The following is a 20,606-nucleotide window of genomic DNA, read 5'->3' as shown; positions in this document are numbered from 1 at the left end:
TTATTTAAATCCTTCTTTTAAAGGAGCAGGTTCATATCCTACTTCACCTTCATTAACTTCATTAATAGCAATTGTTAATGGCTTCTTTGATTTTGTTGCAACCATTGGTTCACTTCCATCTATTATTTGTCTTGCTCTTTTTGAAGTAACTATTACTAAAGAATATCTGTCGTCTACCTTTTTAAGTAAATCCATTATTGATGGATTAATCATAGAGTTGTTCATGAATTAAGCCCTCCTTAGAATCTAAAATTGTATTTTCTTTTATTCTATCAACTCTGCACTTTTCAGCAGCTATAATTGATTCTACCTTTGAAACTGCTAAATCTAAAGTATCATTAACTACAGCATAATTATATTTTGATACATAATTTATTTCTTTATATGCATTTTTAAATCTAGTCATTAATGATTCTTCTGTTTCGCTGCCTCTTTTTATAATTCTTTGTTTTAATTCTTCCATTGATGGAGGAAGAATAAAGATGAATACACCTTCACTGAAATTTTCTTTAACTTGTAATGCTCCTTGGATATCAATTTCTAATATCACATCTTTACCTTCTTCAAGCATTTTTTCCACATTAACTTTTGGAGTACCATAAAAGTTTCCATGTACATTAGCATATTCTAAGAATCCATTTTCAGCTACTTTTTCTTCAAAAGATTCTTTTGTTAAGAAGTAATAATTTATTCCATCTACTTCTCCAGCTCTTGGAGATCTTGTTGTAGCTGAAACTGAAATGTATATATTTTCATGTCTTTCTAATAGTTCCTTACAAATAGTACCCTTTCCCGCTCCTGATGGACCTGAAATAACTATTAATACACCTCTATTACTCTGCATTATTCATCAACCTCATCTACAGCTTCATCTTTTGCTACAAGTCTATGAGCTACTGTTTCTGGTTGAACAGCTGATAATATAACATGATCACTATCTGTTATTATTACAGCTCTTGTTCTTCTACCATAAGTTGCATCTATAAGCATTCCTCTATCTCTAGCCTCTTGTATTATTCTTTTTATAGGCGCTGATTCTGGACTTACAATAGCAACAAGTCTATTAGCAGAAACTATATTACCAAATCCAATATTAATTAACTTTATACCCATTACTTTCCTCCTAGTTATTCTATATTTTGCGATTGTTCTCTTATTTTTTCAATTAAGTTTTTTATGTTAATGACATAATTTGTCATATTCATATCACTGGATTTAGAAGCAATAGTATTAGCTTCTCTGTTCATTTCTTGAATTATAAAATCAAGTTTTCTTCCAATTTGCCCGCCTTCTTCAAAGGTTTTTCTCATTTGATTTAAATGGCTTTTTAATCTGATAATTTCTTCATCTACTGCAGACTTATCTGCTATTATAGCTATTTCTTGCGCTATTCTTGTCTCATCTATTTCTATGCCACCAAGTAAATCTTTAAGTTTTAACTCTAGTTTCTTTTTATATGTACTTGGCACTGTATATGCTATTTTATCTATTTCATAAACTAAAGACTCTATTTCATTTAATTTTTGTAGAATATCTTCTTTAAGCTTCTCGCCTTCAAGTATTCTCATTTCATCCATCATTGATAAAGATGAATCTATAAGCGGCTTTATAACACCCCAAATTTCTTCTATTGAACCCTCTTCTTCAACAATTGTTATAACATCTGAAAATCTTGCTATTTGAGTAGCTGTGATATCATTTTTTAAATTAAGATTTTCTTCTATTTCTTTTAAACAATTATAGTAACTTTCTGCAAGTCTCAAGTTTAATTTAGCTATTCCTTCTCCACCTGAATAACTTTTTTGATTAATAAAAACATCTACTTTTCCTCTAAAAAGCTTTGAGTTTATTAACTTTCTAATTTCTTCTTCCAAAGAAATTATGCTTTTAGGTAATCTTACATTAACGTCTAAATATCTACTATTTACACTTTTCATTTCAACTGAAAATAAATATTTATTTCCTTCTTCGCTACTAGCTCTGCCAAAACTAGTCATACTTTTAACCATATATGCCTCCACAGCCTATCTTATATAAATTTTATAAATATGTATATTTCTATAAATCGTTATAAATTTATATAAATCATTTTATAGATTTATATTATTTTAATTCCTTAAGAACATATTAATATTAATTTATATTTCACTTAACTGTCAATAACTTGTTCATAAATTGTTAACATTTTATTTTTATCACTAAAAAAGAAGTAGATAAATTCTACTTCTTTTTTGGGATTTACGAATACAAAAGAGTTATCTCTTTTATAATTTATATAAATTTTGATATAAATTATCTTTATTTTATAGAAAAGCTAACTTAATTATGAATAATATTGCAAGTATTATCATAACTACTGATACCTTAGTTCTATCTTCTTTATCTTTACATAATAAGTTATAAATTAAATTAATAACTACATATGATAATATTCCTATAGTTAAACCATCACCTATACTATATGTTAAAGCCATAGTTGTTATTGTTAGGAAAGCTGGCACACCCTCAGTTATATTATCAAATTCAATATTTTTTACAGCCCCAAGCATTAGGTATCCTACATAAATTAATGCTGGTGCAGTAGCACATGATGGTATAGCTATAAATACCGGTGAAAAGAACATAGCAAGTAAGAACAATATTCCAGTAGCTATTGCTGTATACCCTGTTTTTCCCCCTGCTGCAACTCCTGTTGAACTTTCTACATATGTTGTAACTGTGGATACTCCCATTGCTGCTCCTATTGTTGTTGAAACAGCATCAACTAATAAAGCTCTACCTGCATTAGGAACATTTCCATTTTCGTCAAGCATATTTGCTCTTGATGATACACCTACTAGAGTACCAACTGTATCGAAGAAATCAACGAATAAGAAAGTGCATATTACAACTATAAATGTTCCTATGGTTTCTTTGTTTGTTAAATGTGAAAAATCTAACTTCCCTGCTATTGGTGCTATACTTTCAAACTTAAATAATCCTTCTGGTAAATATATTCCAAGGTCTGCTGCAACTTCTGGATTTATTAATGCATATCCCCATGCTAGTAATGTACTTGTCAATATTCCAAATAATATAGATCCTTTTATTTTCTTTTTATCTAATACTGCTATTATAACAACACCAACTAATGCAATTATAACTGTTGGTGAAAAGTGTCCCATTGTTACTAATGTTGAATCATCATTTACTACTAATCCTGCTCCAACCATTCCTATAAATGCTATAAAAACTCCAATACCTGCAGTTACTGCATGCTTCATTGTCATTGGTATTGCATTTACAACAGCTTCTCTAACTTTAAATATGGATAATAATATAAATATAATTCCTTCTATAAATACTGCTGTTAAAGCCATTTCCCAAGATATTCCCATTCCTATCACAACTGAAAAGGCAAAAAATGCATTAAGTCCCATTCCAGATGCTAGTGCAAAAGGTAAGTTTGCAAATATCCCCATTAATATACATCCAATAGCTGCTGTTAAACAGGTTGCAGTAACTAAAGCCCCTGCTGGCATTCCTGTTTCTGATAATATATTTGGATTTACTGCTATTATGTAAGCCATTGTTAAGAAAGTAGTAATACCAGCTACTATTTCTCTTTTTAAATTTACATTTTCATTTGATAATATAGGTAATAATACTTGTGTTTTTGATGAGTTTTTCATTGCTAATCCCCCTAGTATTTTTATACAACAAAAGCCGCTATGAATTATCAATAGATAACTCATAGCGGCTTTTAGCTAGAAATGCTGACATGATTATATATCTAATAATATAAACTTGCTCGCATTTTACTCATAGTCAAGATATTTACGGTATCTCGGTAGAAACTTTTGACCCTTATCGCCAATATTATATGAGTTATCTCCTCTGCGAATATTATTATATATTTTAGATAAATCCTTGTCAATATATACGCATGATTTTATTTTAATTTCCGTTAAAATTCGTATTATTTTTAAATGATTCTCTAATATCAATTGCTTTTTTACTTGAAAGAGCTACTATAAGCTTAATTCTTGCCTTTTGTCCTGGCATACTTTCTTCAAAAAATACCCCTAAATCCTTAAGCATCTTTCCGCCTCCATCATATCCATATGATTCATAAACTCTTCCTTCAAAACATCTTGATACAACAACCACAGGTATATTCTTATTTAAAGCTCTTTTTATACCATCAACCATAGTAGGTGGAACATTCCCTCTTCCTAATGCTTCAATTACTATTCCTTTATATCCTTTATCTATAAAATAATCTATATAATCCGCACCCATTCCTGCAACACATTTTATTAAAGCAACTTCATCAATTATATTTTCTACATGATATACCCTATGTTTTTTTGTATTTCTATAAAATAAAACTTTATTATTATCTACTATACCTATCGGACCAAAGTTAGGAGTCTTAAAAGCATTAAGTGCCATAGAATTTACTTTTGTAACTTCAGCTGCTGAATTCAGTTCTCCATTAAAACAAACTAACACACCTCTACCTTTAGCATCCTCTGAAATTGCTGTACAAATAGAAGTCGCTAAATTAAAAGGACCATCATAACCAAGCTCTGAACTACTTCTCATTGCTCCAGTAACTACTATGACCTTTTCAGTATCTATAGTTAAATCTAAAAAATATGCTGTTTCTTCCAAAGTGTCAGTCCCATGAGTTAACACTACACCATCTATATCATCTCTATCTATTAATTCTTTTATAAATTTACTAAGCTCTAACATATTTTGTATAGTCATATGTGGAGAAGGCTTGCTAGAAAAGCTATGAGATTCTACCTCTGCAAACTCCTCTATTCCAGTTACCATTGACATTATTTCTTCCCCAGTCAAGCTTGGAACAGCTGCTTTAATTCTTTCATCAACCTTCATTGAAATTGTTCCACCATTAAAAACTACTGCTACCTTTTTCATAGTTTCCTCCTAAAGTTAATTATAAAATAAAAACTCTTGGTGTACCCAAAAGTTTAAAAATTGTAAAAGTTGATTATTGGTAGGTCGGCGTATCCTACATCTCTTATTACTGAAAATCCAGCGCATGAGGAGCCATTTCTCACCTCAATAATCTCTTTATTCTAAGCCAATATACATATTATAGCTTTTATATTAAAATGTTTCAACTTTTATTTTTATCTCCATCTTATTAATTTTCCACTATATAATTTATTATTTATCTTCCCTTCTGTTATAGGATACATAGTAGAAACATATATATAATCTCTCTCGTTATCTATATCTATACCTATTAGTATATTAGAATCTACCTTTTTAATCAATTCAATATGAGTTCCATTTTCAGTTAGCTTATATACTCCTATATAGTCTGGTTCTTCAATTATATCTTTCATACATTCTATTAAATTCCCAGCTATCTTTTTACTCAAATGTTTTCCATGTCTTTTTTTAATATGCTTTATTACCCCTGGGGATGCATAGATGGTACCTGTAAATTTTACCCCTAAGTTTTCTGCCATTCTTTCTTTAAAATACCCTACTCTCTTATAGGTACTAAATCTGTCTTCCATATCTATCCCTCAATTCTGTATAGTGTATATGAGCTTAATTTGTAAAACATCTCTTATATAATATATTATTCATTAACATTGTATAAATTTACCGATATTAGAAATTTGTATAAAAAAAGAAAAAGACTAGCCTAAAAAAGACTAGTCTTCCTCCCTTATAATATTATGCAGATTAATCCGCCACTACCTTCATTTATAATCTTTTGAAGAGTTTTTTGAATCTTTACTTGAACATCATCAGGCATTTTATATAGTTTATTTTGTAATCCTTCTTTAATTAATACTTCTAGCGGTTTACCAAACATATTACTTTGCCATAATGAAGCTGGATCTTTTTCAAATTGTTCCATTAAAGACTTTACAAGCTCTTCGCTTTCTTTTTCTGAACCCATTATAGGACTTATCTCAGTTTTTATATTAGCTTTAATAAAATGCAATGATGGTGCTGATGCTTTTAATTTGACACCAAACTTGGTTCCTTGCTTAACCATTTCAGGTTCTTCAAATTTCATCTCTGATAATTGAGGTGCAACTAAACCATAACCAGTTTCACGTACATCAATTAATGCATCTTTCACTTTATCATATTCTTTTTTAGCAAAGTTAAGTTCTTTTATTAATGATAATAAATCACTTTCAGACTTAACATCTAAATCACAAATTTCACTTAATATGTTATAGAATATTCCATCTTTAGGTTTCATAGTAATTGTTGCCTTACCTTCACCTAAATTAACTGAACTCATTTCTGTTGGAGCTAGGTTTTCTTCCTCTTTTAATAGATTCAATGTAGATTTTATATCTCTAACTCTACTTATGTTTTCACACATTCCTTTAATTATACCAAAGAAATTCTTTTTTAACCAATGCTCTGGTTCTAACTTCTCAACCCAGCTAGGCATTTCAATATTGATTTCTTTAACTGGGAATTCTTTAAGTACATGTTTAAATACATCCTCTACATCATTTTCATTCATATTAGCTACATCCATAACTTGAACTGTAACATCATATTTTTCTTCTAATTCTTTCTTCATTGCTCTTGTTTCTGGAGCATTAACATATTTCGTATTAAGTACAACTATAAAAGGCTTATTTATTGCCTTTAATTCTTCTATTACTCTTTCTTCCGCTTCTAAGTACTCATCTCTTTCTATCCCTGTAATACTTCCATCTGTTGTTACCACAAGGCCTATTGTAGAATGATCTGTTATTACTTTTCTAGTTCCTATTTCTGCCGCATCTTCAAAAGGTATCTCGTATTCATACCATGGAGTATTTACCATTTTAGCTTGGTCGCCATCCATATATCCTACTGCACCCTTTACTATATAACCAACACAATCAACCATTCTAACCTTAAATTTTATGTCTTCATCAATAGTAATTTCTACAGCCTCATTTGGAATAAATTTAGGCTCTGTGGTGTGAATGCCTTTTCCTGATCCACTTTGAGGTAGTTCATCCTTTGCTCTTTCCTTCTTATAATTATTATCAATCTTTGGTATTACCATAAGGTCCATAAACTTTTTTATAAATGTTGACTTACCTGTTCTAACTGGACCAACAACACCTACATATATGTCCCCTTGTGTTCTTTCAGCTATATCCTTGTATATATTAAAGCTGTCCACGGTGTAACCTCCTATTTATTTTTAACACTATATATATATTCGAGAGTGGAAAAAAGTATACAACTTTTTTTAAATTTTAATTTTTTCTCAATTACATATATAATAATATATTGTCTCTAGTTATAATTTATTACTAATGAAAAAGGAGAAGTAAACTTTACTTCTCCTTTCTCATTAGTATATTTCACTTTTTCTTTTTCTTTCCATCAAATCTATAACGGCTTCCTTAGGATTTTTATTTTCAAATAAAATCTTATATAAAATATCTGTTATAGGCATTTCTACATTTAAATTTTCTTTAACTTCATAAAAAGCCTTACATGCTTTAATACCTTCAACAACCATTCCGACTTCTTTAATAGCTTCCTCAGTTGTCTTTCCTTTACCTATTAAATATCCTGCCTTCCTATTTCTAGAATGAAGACTGGTACAAGTTACTATAAGATCACCCATTCCTGTTAGCCCAAGGAACGTCTCAGACTTTCCTCCAAGCTTCATTCCAACTCTAACTATTTCGGCCATTCCCCTCGTCATAAGAGCTGCCTTTGAGTTATCTCCATATCCAATACCATCACAAACTCCTGCTGCTAATGCAATAATATTCTTAACTGCACCACCTATTTCAACACCTACTAAATCTTCATTAGTATATACTCTAAAGTTTTTATTAATAAATAAATCCTGAACTTTTTTAGCAGCCTCTATATTTTCAGAAGAAACAACTACAGTTGTTGGAATATCGAAAGCAACTTCCTCAGCATGACTAGGTCCAGATAATATCACAACTTCATTATTTGGCAATTCATCTTTAATAACTTGCGATAATCTTAAATTACTTCCTTCTTCAATTCCCTTTGCTATACTTACTATAATTACATCATCATTTATTTTACCTTTTAATGATCTTGCAATTGTTCTTATTACATGAGATGGAACTGATAATACTATATAATTTGCTCCTTCTATAGCCTCATCTAGATTCGTATAAGCAGTGACATTTTCAGGTATATGTAGATCTTTAATATATCTATTATTTTTTCTATTTATATTTATATCGTCAACAACATTTTTATTTCTATCATATATGCTAACATTATTTTCCTTTTTAGCTAACAATATTCCTAAAGCAGTACCAAAACTACCTCCGCCTAAAAAAGTCACCTTGCTCATGCTTATTCCTTCCTTTCTCTATATTCTATTTGAATACCTGTTCCACTAAAATCAAAGCTTTCTCTTAATTGATTTTCAAGATATCTTTCATATGAAAAATGAGATGCACTTGAATCATTAACAAAGAATATGAACTTTGGTGGTTTTGATGCTACTTGAGTTGCATAATATATTTTCATTCTCTTAAGTCCTACTATCGGAGGTTCTTTCATAAGAACCGCTTTATTTATAACTTCATTTAATATTCCTGTAGGGATTCTCTTTGAATAGTTATCATAACATTCCTTTGCAGTTTCTAAAACCTTATGTGTTCTTTGTCCTGTCTTAGCAGATATAAATAAGTACTTTGCATACTTTAGAAACTTAAGATTCATTTGTAGTTCTTCTTTATATCTTTGCATTGTTTTATCATCTTTTTCAATTAAATCCCACTTATTTACTATAACCATAATAGCTTTATTCATTTCATGAGCATAACCTATTATTTTTTCATCTTGTTCAGTAACACCTTCAGTAGCATCTATCATTAATATACATACATCAGCTCTTTCAATAGCTGTATATGTTCTAATCACTGAATATCTTTCTATTTCCTCTTTAACCTTACTTTTTCTTCTAAGACCAGCTGTATCAACTAAAACAAACTTCCCTTGCTCAGTTTCTAAAGCACTATCTATAGAATCTCTTGTTGTTCCTGGGATATCAGAAACTATCAATCTTTCTTCTCCTAATAATCTATTTATTAAAGATGATTTTCCTACATTAGGTTTTCCTATCATAGCTATTCTTATAAATTCATCTTCTTCATCTTCTTCGATAAATTTATCAAAGTTTTCTACAACTCTATCTAGCATATCTCCAAGCCCTAATGCTTGAGAAGCTGAAATAGTTACTGGGTCTCCAATTCCCAAGTTATAAAATTCCCATGCGTTCTCTTCCTCTTTTAAAGAATCTACTTTATTAACTACTAAAACTACTTCTTTTTTACTTTTTCTAAGCATATTTGCTACTTCATGATCAGCAGGAGTTAACCCTTCCTTACCATCCACAACAAATATTATGACATCAGCAGTTTCTATAGCTATATTTGCTTGCCTTCTCATTTGTTTTACTATTATATCTTCTCTTTCTGGTTCTATACCACCAGTATCTATCATTGTAAAATTATAGTTAAGCCATTCTGCTTGAGCATATACTCTATCTCTAGTTACCCCCGGTGTATCTTGAACTATAGATATTCTTTGTCCAGCTAATTTATTAAATAGGGTAGATTTACCTACATTTGGTCTTCCAACTATTGCTACTATTGGTTTAGCCATTATTTTTCCTCCTTACAATTTGCATTTATTATATCAATAAGGTCATCTCCTGTATAATCACAAACTATCACCTTAACGCCTAACGCTTTTTCTACATCATCAATTCTTAAATCATCTAACATAACCATATCTGCAGGTGCAAGTTCATATCCTTTTCTAAACATATTACTTGGCATAATTAAATAATCTGTTTTTATCTTTCCTTTTAATTGATCTATTATATCAGTTCCAGTTAAAAGTCCTGCTACAGTTATAGTATTTCCAAAGAAGTTATTAATAACCTTATATACATCTATTTCAATGTTTGAATTATGCTTCATAATAAGATCTGCAGACCTTTTTATTTCATCATAAGCTAATTCTCCAGTTACCATTGAAAAACTTCCTTTTGACTTTTTATCTAGAAATTCTATTGATCTTTGCACTACTTCCCTATAATATCTAATCATTCCAACCCCATCTTCTAGTTGGTCATATTCTGAATAAAATTCTTCGTTTGGAACATCTAATCCAGATACTATATAAAATTCATCTGATAATCTAACAAATGGTGCTCCTGTTTCTTCAATAAACCTCTTTTGTAGATCTTGTATCATCATTATTTCTTTTTTTGATGTTTCTTTTGTAAATGTATCAACATAAGGTAGGTTTTCTCTAAACTTAGTAATTCCTATTGGTACAACAGCTACATTTTTCACATATGGATGTAATTCATATAAATCAAGAACAGTTTTTCTTAATTCTTCTCCATTATTTACATTAGGAATACAAACTATTTGTGCATGCATTTCAATTTCTGCATCTCTAAGCTTTTTAAGTCTATCCATTATAGCTCCTGCAAATCTATTTTTCAACATCTTTACTCTAAGCTCTGGATTTGTTGTATGTACTGAAATATTTATAGGACTTATTTTATATCTTATTATCCTATCTATGTCTTCATCTTTCATATTTGTTAAAGTTACAAAATTACCTTGTAAAAATGATAATCTTGAATCGTCATCTTTAAAATATAAAGAATTTCTCATTCCTTTAGGAAGTTGATCTATAAAACAAAACATACACTTATTAGAACAGCTCTTTGCCTTATCCATTATTCCGCCTTCAAATTCAAGACCTAAATTTTCTCCATATTCCTTTTCAATTTCATATTCCCAAACTTCACCATTAGGTTTTTCAATTTCTAGTAGTACTTCTTCATCTACAGCTAAAAATTTATAATCTATAATATCATCTATAGGTGTGCCATTAATTGATAGTAATACGTCATTAACTTCTATTCCAACCTCTTCCGCGATACTTCCAAGGTCTACTTTTTTTATTAGATTTTTCATTTTTTTCACCTCAATATCTTAAACATATTGTCTTATAGTTTATCTAAATTAACATTATCTTTTTTTAATCAACTTAAATATCCATAAATACTTAGTTTATTTTTTGTGATAGAGAGCTTATTTAATTATAAGCATACCCCACCTAAGTATAATAATCACTTGATGTTATATTACATTAATAATAAATTCTAGTCAACAGAAAACATCCCCATTATAGGGGATGTTTTTCTTTATCTATTCATTTAAATCAACATAATTACCATTCTTAGAGAATATTATCCACTCACATATATTAGTGACATGGTCACCAACTCTCTCTAAATACTTAGATGCAAATAATATTTGTGTTCCTTGATTTATCATGGATTCATCTTTCCCCATTTTCTTTAATACAATCTCAAACATGCCTTGATAAATTTCATCTACTCTATCATCCATATCGCAAATTTCATATGCAGCTTTTTCATCTCCATTTACATAGGCTTCAATTGCAAGTTTTATCATGCTTATAATTATATCTACTATTTGCCAAATTGGTGCTATTTCATTTGAAAAATTTACCCCTTTAACTCTTGGAACTATCTTGCAAATATCTACTGCATAATCAGCCATTCGCTCAAGGTCAGTTACAATTTTAGATGTAGTATATATACTTCTTAAATCTCTTGCAACTGGTGATTCAGTAGCCATAAACTTTACACACTTTTCTTCTATCTCTCTTTGAAGATTATCCACCTTATCATCATTTTTCATAACTTTCTTTGCTAAATCTAAATCTTGATTTTTAAGCGCAGTCATACCGTCATATATTTGTTTTTCTACCAAGCTAGCCATTTCTATAAGTTCTGAGTTTAACAATTTTATCTTGTTGCTCATTACTTCTCTCATCATTTCAAATCACCTCTTATATATTTTTAACCGAATCTTCCTGTAATATAATCCTCTGTCCTTTTATCCTTAGGCTTATAGAATATATCTTCCGTATCAGCATATTCTATTACCTCACCATTTAAGAAAAATGCAGTTTTATCAGCAATTCTTCCTGCTTGTTGCATGTTATGAGTTACTATTATAACTGTGTATTTCTTTTTTAACTCTTCCATCAATTCTTCCATTTTATTAGTTGAAATAGGATCAAGTGCAGAAGTTGGCTCATCCATTAATATAACTTCTGGTGAAACTGCTATAGTTCTAGCTATACAAAGCCTTTGTTGCTGTCCTCCTGATAAACCTAAAGCACTTTTTTTGAGTCTATCCTTTACTTCATCCCAAAGTGCTGCACCTTTTAAACTTTTCTCAACTATTTCATCTAAAGCTTTTTTATCGCTTATCCCATGTAATCTAGGCCCATATGCTATATTATCATAAATTGACATTGGAAAAGGATTTGGCTTTTGAAAAACCATTCCTACCTTTGTTCTTAATGCTATAACATCTTTACTTTTATAAATATTTTCTCCATCAACTAGTATTTCACCATCAATTTTAACATTATCTATTAAATCATTCATTCTATTTAAGGTTCTTAAAAATGTTGATTTACCACATCCTGAAGGTCCTATAAATGCTGTTACTTTATTTTCTTCCAAATCTATGTTTATGTTTTTTAATGCTTGATTATCCCCATAATATAAATTCAAATTTCTTACTCTAATTTTAGGCATTAATTCCTTTGACATACTTACACCTCTTAGCTTTTATTCTTAATTAGTAATTTGCCTTACTAAATTTCTTAGTTATTAACTTTGCTAAAATATTTAAAATCAATATTATTGCTATTAATACTATACCAACAGCTGCTGCTTGTTCTATATCTCCAGATTCCTGGGTCACTAAATAGGATTGAACTGTTAGTGTTCTTGCACTAGACATTATCCCTTTAGGCATTTTAGCAACAGTACCTGCAGTTAGAAGTATTGCTGCCGATTCTCCGACTACACGCCCTACTGATAGTATTACCCCAACCAAAATACCTGGAATAGCACTAGGCACTATAACCTTATAAAGAGTTTGGAATCTTGTTGCTCCTAGTCCCAATGATGCTTCCTTATATGATGCTGGAACTGATTTTAAAGCTTCTTCTGTGGTTCTCATTATTACTGGCAATATAATTATTGCCACTGTTAGTGATCCTGCCAATAATGAATATCCAAGTTTTAATGTTACAACAAAAAATATTGACCCAAATAATCCATATACTATTGATGGTATTCCAGATAAACTTTCTGTTGCAAATCTTATAATTTTCACTAATTTACCTTGCTTTGCATATTCTGTTAAATAAATAGCAGCTAATATTCCTATTGGCGTTGCTACTATTATTGATATAAAAACCGTATATAAGGTAGCCACTATCATAGGTAAAATCCCACCATTACCTGATGCGGAATAATTTTTAGTTAAAAAACTTATATTTATATCTTTATAACCTTTTAAAAATATAAATCCTAATATAAATATTAATACTCCAACTGTGAGTCCGGCAGAAATCCATACTAATGCTTTTAGTAAATTTTCTTTAAATTTTCTCATATCTAATTACCTTCCTTATTAGAAAGTTTACTTAATACTAAGTTTAACAATAATATAAATAAGAACAATATTACTCCTGTTGCAAACAACATTTCTTGATGTGTTCCGAATGCATAACCCATTTCTAATGCAATATTCGTAGTTAAAGGTCTTACAGAATCCATTAATGAACTTGGAATTATAGCTGAGTTCCCTGCTACTAATATTATTGCCATAGTTTCTCCAATGGCCCTACCTATACCAAGAACAACAGCGGCTAAAATACCTGATTTTGCAGCTGGTACAACAACCTTAAAAGTTGTTTCTATATGTGAAGCTCCAAGAGCTAAAGATCCTTCTTTATATGATTTAGGAACTGCTCTAATTGCAGTTTCTGAAACTGTTACTATTGTTGGCAGCATCATAATTGCTAAAACTATTATAATCGCTAAAAGGCTTTGCCCTTTTGGTAAACTGAATGTGTCCATAATCCATGGTACTATTACCGCTAAGCCAAATACCCCATATAAAACTGATGGAATTCCTGCTAAAAGTTCAACGGCTCCAGATATTATTTTACCAACTTTTTTAGGTGCAATTTCTGCTATAAAAATAGCTGTCAGTATTCCAATTGGTACTCCTATTATTAAAGATCCTAAAGTTCCAAAAATAGATGCTAGTACCATTGGTAAAATTCCAAATTGGTCAGAACTGGGAATCCACCTTGTTCCAAATAAAAAATCTTTAAAAGAATATCCTTTACTTACAAAAGGCGTTAATCCCTTATAAAATACAAAACATATAATTAACAATAAACTTATTACTGCAATTAGAGCACTTACTAAAAATACTCCTTTTGATACATTTTCTATTAAGTATTTACTATTGTTGTTTTTTTTTACATTTAACATGCTTATCCTCTCCTATGAAAGTAAGAATTCTCGATAATGAGCATTCTTAATAACTCAAAGTTATTTAACTGGAATTAATTTATTTTCTTTAACTATTATTTGACCTTCATCACTTAAAATAAAATCAATTAGTTTTTGACCATTTTCACTTAAGTTTCCTTCCTTAGTTGCTAATAAGAATGGTCTTGAAATCTTATATTCCCCTGATTTTACTAAGTCAGCTTTTGGCTCAACATTTTCAACATTTACAATATTTACTTTGTCATCTAAGTATTCAAAAGATACAAATCCAATTGCATTTTCATTTCCTACAACTATTTCTTTTAATCCCCCATTTCCATTAGAAATCATTGCATCAGCTTTTAATTCTTCTGATTTATATCCAACTATTTCTTGGAATGCGTCTCTTGTTCCTGACCCCTCTTCTCTTGAAGATACAACTATAGGTGCATTTTTTCCACCTTCAATTTCACTCCAGTTAGTTATTTTTCCTGTGAATATTCCTTTTATTTGATCTAATGTAATATTTTTAATTGGATTATTTTTATTAGTTATTATTGCTATACCATCATAAGCTATAACCGTTGACTTAACTTCTTTTTCTTCTTCACTCTTTAGTTCTCTTGAAGACATACCTATTTCAGATATTCCATTTATAGTATCTTTTATTCCTGCTGAAGATCCTACTTGATTTATTTCAATTGATACATTACCATTGTCACCCTCATACTTTTCTGCAATTTTTTCCATTAACGGTCCAACTGATGTCGACCCTGAAATTGATATTGTTACTGACTTTCCAGCACCTTCACCATTTTCTTCGCCATTACCGCAACCTACAAAAGCTCCTCCTATTATTGTAACTAATAAAACTGTACATATAAGTTTTAAGCTCTTTCTTTTCATAAATTTCTCCTCCAATTAATAATTTAATTTAATCTTTTATATTTATTAATTTTCTCTACATACTTATATTAATCCCTAAAAGTTAAGTAAATATTAGTTCAAAGTTAAGAAAAGTTATGATCTTGTTAAGAAAAATTAACACTACTTCAGATTTAAATACAAAAAAAGAAAAGGCAATACAGCCTTTTCTTTTTAATATGTAAAATCATTTATATTTATATTTTTTCTTAATTTTATTGTAAATTTAGTTCCTTTATTTAAAGTTGATTTAACAAAAATTTCTCCATTAAACATTTTAGCTATATGCTTTACTATGGCTAATCCTAAACCAGTTCCACCCTTAGCTCTTGATTTATCAACCCTATAAAATCTTTCAAATATTCTTGGTAAATCCTCTTTAGGGATGCCAATTCCATTATCTTCTACTTCTATATAGGTATAATCATTAACATCATAAGTCTTAATACTTATTAAAGTTTTATCATTTGAGTATTTTATAGCATTTTCTACTAAATTCAATATCATTTGAAAGAATTTATCTCTATCTCCAATCAATTCATTTGTACAATTATTCGAAAAATCTATTTCAATTTGTTTACTATTCATCTGAGGAGTAACCATATTTATAACATCTTCTATTACCTTTGATGGATTAAACTTTTCATCTTTCATTTTATGATTATTTTCAATATTAGAAAGAATTAATATATCATTTATTAAATTTGTTAATCTTTCTGCTTCTTTATCAATTATATCCAAAAATTTATTTCTAGTAGGTGAATCCTCCACAAATTTAAGTGTTTCAGCAAAACCTTTTATGGATGTTAAAGGTGTTTTTAATTCATGAGATACATTTGCAACAAACTGACTTCTTATATTTTCAAGCCTTTTTATATCTGTTATATCTAAAACAGTTATTACTACACCTATTGGAATTTTCTTATCATTTATTATAGGAGCTTTCTTAATTCTAAGTTCTCTTAATATTGGATGAATAATTTTTATTTCTTTTGTTCCTATTGCTGGAATATTCTTCATAAAGCTTAATATATCATAATCAATTATATACTCTGAAATATTTTCTCCTATAATATCCTTTTGTATGCCAAACAAATTTTTAGCATATGGATTAATAAGCATTACCTTTTGCTTATTATCTACTGCAATTACTCCACTCTCCATACTTTCCAATATAGCTTCCAACTTATTTTGTTTATCTAGTGAATCACTAATTCTAGATTGCAACTGATCTGCCATATTATTAAAAGTGCTTGCTAATGATCCAATTTCATCATTTGTATATATACTAACTCTTCTACTATAATCACCATTTGCAATTTTATTAGTAGCAATTTCTAATTCCTTAACAGGATAAATTATAGCTCTAATCAGTTTTAAAGAAAGCCCTAATGATAATAAAATCACAAATACTATAACTATAAAATAATATATAATATAACTTTCAGAAAATACTTTTATTGTATATAAAGGTACAGATGATCTTACTAATATATTGTCATCTATTTTAGTTGCATAGTAAATAACATTTGTAGCTTCAGTATTACTATATCTAGTAGATGAAGCTTCTCCTCCTTCTAAAGCTTCAACTATTTCATCTCTATTTAAATGATTTTCAAGATTTTCCCCATCAGTATCTTTCAATACATTTCCATACTTATCCACAAAAGTAAATCTTACCTTTGTATTATTTATTTTAAACTCATCTAAATTGCCATCTTTAAAGCTATTTGATTTTATTACTAAATTATTATAAACAGATAAAATTTCTTTAGTTTTATCTATTTCTTTAATATTTACTAATGCTATAAAAGAACATGTTACAATTAGTAATGCAAAAATTACAGTTATTAATGATGATGCTAATATTCTCTTCTTCATAATTTAGTTATTAGGATTAAATCTGTATCCTACTCCTCTTATAGTTTCTATAAACTTTGGATTTTTATCATCTACTTCTATCTTTTTTCTTAAATATCTAATATGAACATCTACAGTTCTCGTTTCACCAACATACTCATATCCCCATATTTTATCTAGAAGAGTTTCTCTAGTTAATATTTTCCCTTTATTTTTAATTAATATTTCTAACAGCTCGAATTCCTTTAGTGTTAAATCTATTTTTTTATCAGATATAATTACTTCTCTTCTATCAAAGTTTATTAGAATTCCCTTTGTCTTAAATATCTCCTCGCTTCCCCCTAATGACTTGGTTCTTCTTAAAACTGCTTTTATTCTTGCTAGTAATTCTCTTATTGAAAAAGGTTTTGTCATATAATCATCAGCGCCAAGCTCAAGCCCTAATATTTTATCTAACTCTTCTCCTTTTGCTGTTAACATTATAACCGATATATCTTTAGTATCATTATCACTTCTTATAGCTTTACAGACATCATATCCATCTAATCCAGGAATCATTAAATCTAATAGTATAAGCTTTGGATTTTCTTCTTTTGCTAGTTTAACAGCATCTATTCCATTATTAGCAGTTAAAACTTTATAACCTGAATTCATTAAATTATAGCTTATGAGTTCTACTATATGGTCCTCATCATCAACTACTAGTATTTTTTCTTCTGCCATTAATATTCCTCCCTATTTTATAAATGCAAATGAAAATAGTCTTCCGTAAGTACCAACTGATTTTCTATATGAATATAACTTTATATTCTTCTCACAATGTGTACATAAATTTAGTGAATATATATTATTTTCATTTATCCCAAATTCTCTTAAATCTTTTAAGATACATTCTTGCATACTTAAATTTTTTCCATCAAATAATTTATCTTCTTCTATCATGGTCTTTTCTATAAATTTTTCTTTCAATTCTTCAGAGATTTCATAACAACACTTTCTTATATGTGGTCCTATAAAAACCTTTGTTTCATTTATATCTATATTAAACTCATCCTTCATTCTTAATAAAGTCTTCAAAGCTATTGAGTTAAATGTTCCCTTCCACCCACTATGAATAGTTGCTACTATATTACTTTTTTCATTCACTATTATTATTGGCACACAATCTGCTGTAAACACCCCTATTGCTATATTTTTCTCTTTTGTAATTAAAGCATCTCCTTCTTCATCTTTTATATTTATATAATTTTTGTCATAAGTATAAATTTTATCACTATGGATTTGATTTAAATAAACAATGTCACTTAAATCAAAATCTTTTATTATACTTTTTAAATTATTAACTCCATCCTCTGTATGTCTATTAAAACTTCTATCTTTTTCTGCTGTTGAAAAAACTAGCTCTATTTTTCCTAAATCATAAACTAAAAAATCTTTTTTTAACTTAAAATCCCTTACAGATAAGTTTATCATGTAGTCACCTCTTTAATTTGTTTTAATACATTTTACCATTTATTAAGTATGTTTTCTATTTTTTTTTACTTTATTAATCATGTTTTAACTTACTTTTAATCTTGTTTTTTACATAAAAAAAGTTAACTTAAAATAGAAAATTTCTACTTTAAGTTAACTTTTTATTCATTAGATACCAAATTTTTAATTTCTTCTAAAAAAGTATTTATATCTTTAAATTGTCTATAAACAGAAGCAAATCTAACATATGATATTTCATCTAAATTTTTAAGCCTCTCCATTACCATTTCTCCAATGATTTTAGAATTAACTTCTGTTATCATTTTATTTGAAATAGCCTTTTCAACGTCTTCTGCTAACTCTTCTATTTGTTTTCTTGATATTGGTCTTTTTTGACAAGCTATAATTAGACCATTAATTATCTTTTCTTTATTAAAATTTTCTCTTGTCAAATCTCTCTTAACAACTAATATCGGAATATCTTCAACCTTTTCATATGTAGTATATCTTTTATTGCAGTTCAAACATTCTCTTCTTCTTCTAATAGTAGTATTATCATCTGTAGATCTAGAATCTACTACCTTACTCTCTTCAAAGGAGCAAAAAGGACATCTCATTTTATTCACGCCTTTCCTAAGTATTGTCTTAAGTATATATAGATTATACAGATTTTTTTAGAATTTTACTAGATATTATTTTATAAATTAAATCCTTCTATATCAGAACTATCAACTAATATAACTTCTACTCCTGCTTTTTTAACCTTACTCCATGGTATTTCTAAATCTTCTTCCTTACTAAACCAGCCCTTAGCGGTTCCTGGTAATATTATTGATATAACCTTACTTTCTTCTATATTAATAACAAAATCTTTTATATATCCCATTTTCGATCCTGTTTTAATATCTATGACTTCCATAGTTCTTAATGCATTTAAAGAATGTAGTAATAAATCATCTTCTTCTACTTCAGAATACATTTCATTTTCAGTTTTGATATTATCAAATAATCCCATAAAAAATCCCCCTTTAAATAATCGCCTATAATAAATATTCTTATGTTCTTAAGATTTAATTTATTCAATACAAAATTAATAGCATGTACATCTTTTATTATTTTAAAAGAGCTCTATTAAAAGAGCTCTATACATACTTTCTCATATGCTTTAATGCAGTTTTCTCCAATCTTGAAACTTGAGCTTGAGATATTCCTATTTCGTCAGCAACTTCCATTTGAGTTCTTCCATTAAAAAACCTTAATGTTAATATAAGTTTTTCCCTATCATTTAACTTTTTCATTGCCTCTTTTATAGATATATTTTCAAGCCAATTTTCATCACTGTTTTTTGAGTCACTTATTTGATCCATAACATAAATGGCGTCTCCACCATCATGATATATAGGCTCAAATAGAGATACTGGATCTTGAATAGCATCTAATGCAAATACTACTTCTTCTCTTGGTAAATTAAGTTCTTTAGCTATTTGTGAAACAGTAGGTTCTTTGTTATTTTCCTTTATTAGTTTATCTCTTACTAATAAAGCTTTATAAGCTATATCTCTTAGTGATCTACTAACCCTTATTGAGTTATTATCCCTTAAATATCTCCTTATTTCCCCTATTATCATTGGTACTGCATAAGTTGAAAATTTAACATTTTGACCTAAATCAAAATTATCTATTGCCTTCATTAGCCCTATACAGCCAACTTGGAATAAGTCATCAACATTTTCACCTCTATTATTAAATCTTTGTATAACACTTAAAACCAATCTTAAATTACCTTTAATAAAAGTTTCTCTAGCACCCTTATCTCCGTCTCTCATTTTTAAAAGTAACTCTCTTTTTTCTTTTTCTTTTAATATAGGTAGTTTTGAAGTATTTACTCCACATATTTCTACTTTATTAATAATCAAGCTCATCAACCCCT

Annotated in this window: 22 protein-coding genes and 1 riboswitch; all 22 genes read right to left on the bottom strand. The window is 28.8% G+C overall.

Annotation, left to right across the window (positions count from 1 at the left end):
* Positions 1 to 225, bottom strand: a complete 225-nt coding sequence (rpoZ, locus tag NSA50_RS10530) for a DNA-directed RNA polymerase subunit omega (protein WP_195263654.1) — start codon at positions 223 to 225, stop codon at positions 1 to 3.
* Positions 206 to 844, bottom strand: coding sequence for a guanylate kinase (gene gmk, locus NSA50_RS10525; RefSeq protein WP_195263655.1), 639 nt, complete (start codon positions 842 to 844; stop codon positions 206 to 208). The genes rpoZ and gmk overlap by 20 nt, the downstream gene beginning before the upstream one ends.
* Complete coding sequence (remA, locus tag NSA50_RS10520; protein WP_008678315.1) at positions 844 to 1,113, bottom strand: extracellular matrix/biofilm regulator RemA; 270 nt, start codon at positions 1,111 to 1,113, stop codon at positions 844 to 846. Before remA ends, gmk begins: the two co-directional genes overlap by 1 nt.
* Positions 1,114 to 1,127: 14 nt before the next feature.
* Positions 1,128 to 2,009: a YicC/YloC family endoribonuclease gene (locus NSA50_RS10515; RefSeq protein ID WP_195263656.1), complete on the bottom strand. Its 882-nt coding sequence runs from the start codon at positions 2,007 to 2,009 to the stop codon at positions 1,128 to 1,130.
* Positions 2,010 to 2,303: 294 nt separating this feature from the next.
* Positions 2,304 to 3,671, bottom strand: coding sequence for an NCS2 family permease (locus NSA50_RS10510; RefSeq protein WP_195263657.1), 1,368 nt, complete (start codon positions 3,669 to 3,671; stop codon positions 2,304 to 2,306).
* A 113-nt stretch (positions 3,672 to 3,784) separates the two neighbouring features.
* A riboswitch (purine riboswitch) is annotated at positions 3,785 to 3,886 on the bottom strand.
* Positions 3,887 to 3,936: 50 nt separating this feature from the next.
* Complete coding sequence (locus NSA50_RS10505) at positions 3,937 to 4,929, bottom strand: asparaginase (protein ID WP_195263658.1); 993 nt, start codon at positions 4,927 to 4,929, stop codon at positions 3,937 to 3,939.
* A 215-nt stretch (positions 4,930 to 5,144) separates the two neighbouring features.
* Positions 5,145 to 5,540, bottom strand: a complete 396-nt coding sequence (locus tag NSA50_RS10500; RefSeq protein WP_195263659.1) for a PBECR3 domain-containing polyvalent protein — start codon at positions 5,538 to 5,540, stop codon at positions 5,145 to 5,147.
* 155 nt (positions 5,541 to 5,695) lie between these two features.
* The gene (gene spoIVA / locus NSA50_RS10495) at positions 5,696 to 7,174 is read right to left on the bottom strand and encodes a stage IV sporulation protein A (protein WP_195263660.1); all 1,479 of its coding nucleotides are present in this window, start codon (positions 7,172 to 7,174) and stop codon (positions 5,696 to 5,698) included.
* A 174-nt stretch (positions 7,175 to 7,348) separates the two neighbouring features.
* Complete coding sequence (locus NSA50_RS10490) at positions 7,349 to 8,344, bottom strand: NAD(P)H-dependent glycerol-3-phosphate dehydrogenase (RefSeq protein ID WP_195263661.1); 996 nt, start codon at positions 8,342 to 8,344, stop codon at positions 7,349 to 7,351.
* A 2-nt stretch (positions 8,345 to 8,346) separates the two neighbouring features.
* On the bottom strand, positions 8,347 to 9,663 hold the full coding sequence (gene der / locus NSA50_RS10485; RefSeq protein WP_195263662.1) for a ribosome biogenesis GTPase Der: 1,317 nt from the start codon (positions 9,661 to 9,663) through the stop codon (positions 8,347 to 8,349).
* Entirely contained in the window at positions 9,663 to 10,997 is a 1,335-nt protein-coding gene (locus tag NSA50_RS10480; RefSeq protein WP_195263663.1) for a DUF512 domain-containing protein, read from the bottom strand. The genes der and NSA50_RS10480 overlap by 1 nt, the downstream gene beginning before the upstream one ends.
* A gap of 234 nt (positions 10,998 to 11,231) precedes the next feature.
* Positions 11,232 to 11,888, bottom strand: coding sequence for a phosphate signaling complex protein PhoU (phoU, locus tag NSA50_RS10475; RefSeq protein ID WP_195263664.1), 657 nt, complete (start codon positions 11,886 to 11,888; stop codon positions 11,232 to 11,234).
* A 23-nt stretch (positions 11,889 to 11,911) separates the two neighbouring features.
* On the bottom strand, positions 11,912 to 12,661 hold the full coding sequence (pstB, locus tag NSA50_RS10470; protein ID WP_195263702.1) for a phosphate ABC transporter ATP-binding protein PstB: 750 nt from the start codon (positions 12,659 to 12,661) through the stop codon (positions 11,912 to 11,914).
* 43 nt (positions 12,662 to 12,704) lie between these two features.
* The gene (gene pstA, locus NSA50_RS10465; RefSeq protein ID WP_195263665.1) at positions 12,705 to 13,529 is read right to left on the bottom strand and encodes a phosphate ABC transporter permease PstA; all 825 of its coding nucleotides are present in this window, start codon (positions 13,527 to 13,529) and stop codon (positions 12,705 to 12,707) included.
* A gap of 2 nt (positions 13,530 to 13,531) precedes the next feature.
* A complete protein-coding gene (gene pstC, locus NSA50_RS10460; RefSeq protein ID WP_257444960.1) occupies positions 13,532 to 14,419 on the bottom strand; it encodes a phosphate ABC transporter permease subunit PstC in 888 nt (295 codons plus the stop codon).
* A gap of 60 nt (positions 14,420 to 14,479) precedes the next feature.
* A complete protein-coding gene (locus tag NSA50_RS10455; protein WP_257444958.1) occupies positions 14,480 to 15,325 on the bottom strand; it encodes a phosphate ABC transporter substrate-binding protein in 846 nt (281 codons plus the stop codon).
* Between the two features lie 192 nt (positions 15,326 to 15,517).
* Complete coding sequence (locus tag NSA50_RS10450; protein WP_257444956.1) at positions 15,518 to 17,224, bottom strand: HAMP domain-containing sensor histidine kinase; 1,707 nt, start codon at positions 17,222 to 17,224, stop codon at positions 15,518 to 15,520.
* Positions 17,225 to 17,227: 3 nt separating this feature from the next.
* Entirely contained in the window at positions 17,228 to 17,926 is a 699-nt protein-coding gene (locus NSA50_RS10445; RefSeq protein WP_195263669.1) for a winged helix-turn-helix domain-containing protein, read from the bottom strand.
* 12 nt (positions 17,927 to 17,938) lie between these two features.
* A complete protein-coding gene (gene pgeF, locus NSA50_RS10440; RefSeq protein WP_195263670.1) occupies positions 17,939 to 18,676 on the bottom strand; it encodes a peptidoglycan editing factor PgeF in 738 nt (245 codons plus the stop codon).
* A 161-nt stretch (positions 18,677 to 18,837) separates the two neighbouring features.
* A complete protein-coding gene (nrdR, locus tag NSA50_RS10435) occupies positions 18,838 to 19,293 on the bottom strand; it encodes a transcriptional regulator NrdR (protein WP_195263671.1) in 456 nt (151 codons plus the stop codon).
* Positions 19,294 to 19,373: 80 nt separating this feature from the next.
* Positions 19,374 to 19,691, bottom strand: coding sequence for a YlmC/YmxH family sporulation protein (locus NSA50_RS10430; protein WP_195263672.1), 318 nt, complete (start codon positions 19,689 to 19,691; stop codon positions 19,374 to 19,376).
* A 127-nt stretch (positions 19,692 to 19,818) separates the two neighbouring features.
* On the bottom strand, positions 19,819 to 20,592 hold the full coding sequence (gene sigG / locus NSA50_RS10425) for an RNA polymerase sporulation sigma factor SigG (protein WP_195263673.1): 774 nt from the start codon (positions 20,590 to 20,592) through the stop codon (positions 19,819 to 19,821).
* Positions 20,593 to 20,606 lie beyond the last annotated feature (14 nt).

The sequence above is a fragment of the Clostridium mucosae genome, assembly GCF_024622765.1.
Taxonomy (GTDB): Bacteria; Bacillota; Clostridia; order Clostridiales; family Clostridiaceae; genus Clostridium.
This window is presented reverse-complemented; position numbering and strand designations above follow the sequence as displayed.

Bases quoted from the DNA above. Each gene is read 5' to 3' on its own strand.
- NSA50_RS10500 (WP_195263659.1), bottom strand. From the start codon at position 5,540: ATGGAAGACAGATTTAGTACCTATAAGAGAGTAGGGTATTTTAAAGAA.
- pgeF (WP_195263670.1), bottom strand. From the start codon at position 18,676: ATGATAAACTTATCTGTAAGGGATTTTAAGTTAAAAAAAGATTTTTTA.
- pstA (WP_195263665.1), bottom strand. From the start codon at position 13,529: ATGAGAAAATTTAAAGAAAATTTACTAAAAGCATTAGTATGGATTTCT.
- NSA50_RS10490 (WP_195263661.1), bottom strand. From the start codon at position 8,344: ATGAGCAAGGTGACTTTTTTAGGCGGAGGTAGTTTTGGTACTGCTTTA.
- pstC (WP_257444960.1), bottom strand. From the start codon at position 14,419: ATGTTAAATGTAAAAAAAAACAACAATAGTAAATACTTAATAGAAAAT.
- NSA50_RS10430 (WP_195263672.1), bottom strand. From the start codon at position 19,691: ATGGGATTATTTGATAATATCAAAACTGAAAATGAAATGTATTCTGAA.
- phoU (WP_195263664.1), bottom strand. From the start codon at position 11,888: ATGATGAGAGAAGTAATGAGCAACAAGATAAAATTGTTAAACTCAGAA.
- NSA50_RS10480 (WP_195263663.1), bottom strand. From the start codon at position 10,997: ATGAAAAATCTAATAAAAAAAGTAGACCTTGGAAGTATCGCGGAAGAG.
- NSA50_RS10455 (WP_257444958.1), bottom strand. From the start codon at position 15,325: ATGAAAAGAAAGAGCTTAAAACTTATATGTACAGTTTTATTAGTTACA.
- pstB (WP_195263702.1), bottom strand. From the start codon at position 12,661: ATGCCTAAAATTAGAGTAAGAAATTTGAATTTATATTATGGGGATAAT.
- der (WP_195263662.1), bottom strand. From the start codon at position 9,663: ATGGCTAAACCAATAGTAGCAATAGTTGGAAGACCAAATGTAGGTAAA.
- NSA50_RS10450 (WP_257444956.1), bottom strand. From the start codon at position 17,224: ATGAAGAAGAGAATATTAGCATCATCATTAATAACTGTAATTTTTGCA.
- NSA50_RS10445 (WP_195263669.1), bottom strand. From the start codon at position 17,926: ATGGCAGAAGAAAAAATACTAGTAGTTGATGATGAGGACCATATAGTA.
- gmk (WP_195263655.1), bottom strand. From the start codon at position 844: ATGCAGAGTAATAGAGGTGTATTAATAGTTATTTCAGGTCCATCAGGA.
- remA (WP_008678315.1), bottom strand. From the start codon at position 1,113: ATGGGTATAAAGTTAATTAATATTGGATTTGGTAATATAGTTTCTGCT.
- nrdR (WP_195263671.1), bottom strand. From the start codon at position 19,293: ATGAGATGTCCTTTTTGCTCCTTTGAAGAGAGTAAGGTAGTAGATTCT.
- NSA50_RS10505 (WP_195263658.1), bottom strand. From the start codon at position 4,929: ATGAAAAAGGTAGCAGTAGTTTTTAATGGTGGAACAATTTCAATGAAG.
- NSA50_RS10510 (WP_195263657.1), bottom strand. From the start codon at position 3,671: ATGAAAAACTCATCAAAAACACAAGTATTATTACCTATATTATCAAAT.
- rpoZ (WP_195263654.1), bottom strand. From the start codon at position 225: ATGAACAACTCTATGATTAATCCATCAATAATGGATTTACTTAAAAAG.
- NSA50_RS10515 (WP_195263656.1), bottom strand. From the start codon at position 2,009: ATGGTTAAAAGTATGACTAGTTTTGGCAGAGCTAGTAGCGAAGAAGGA.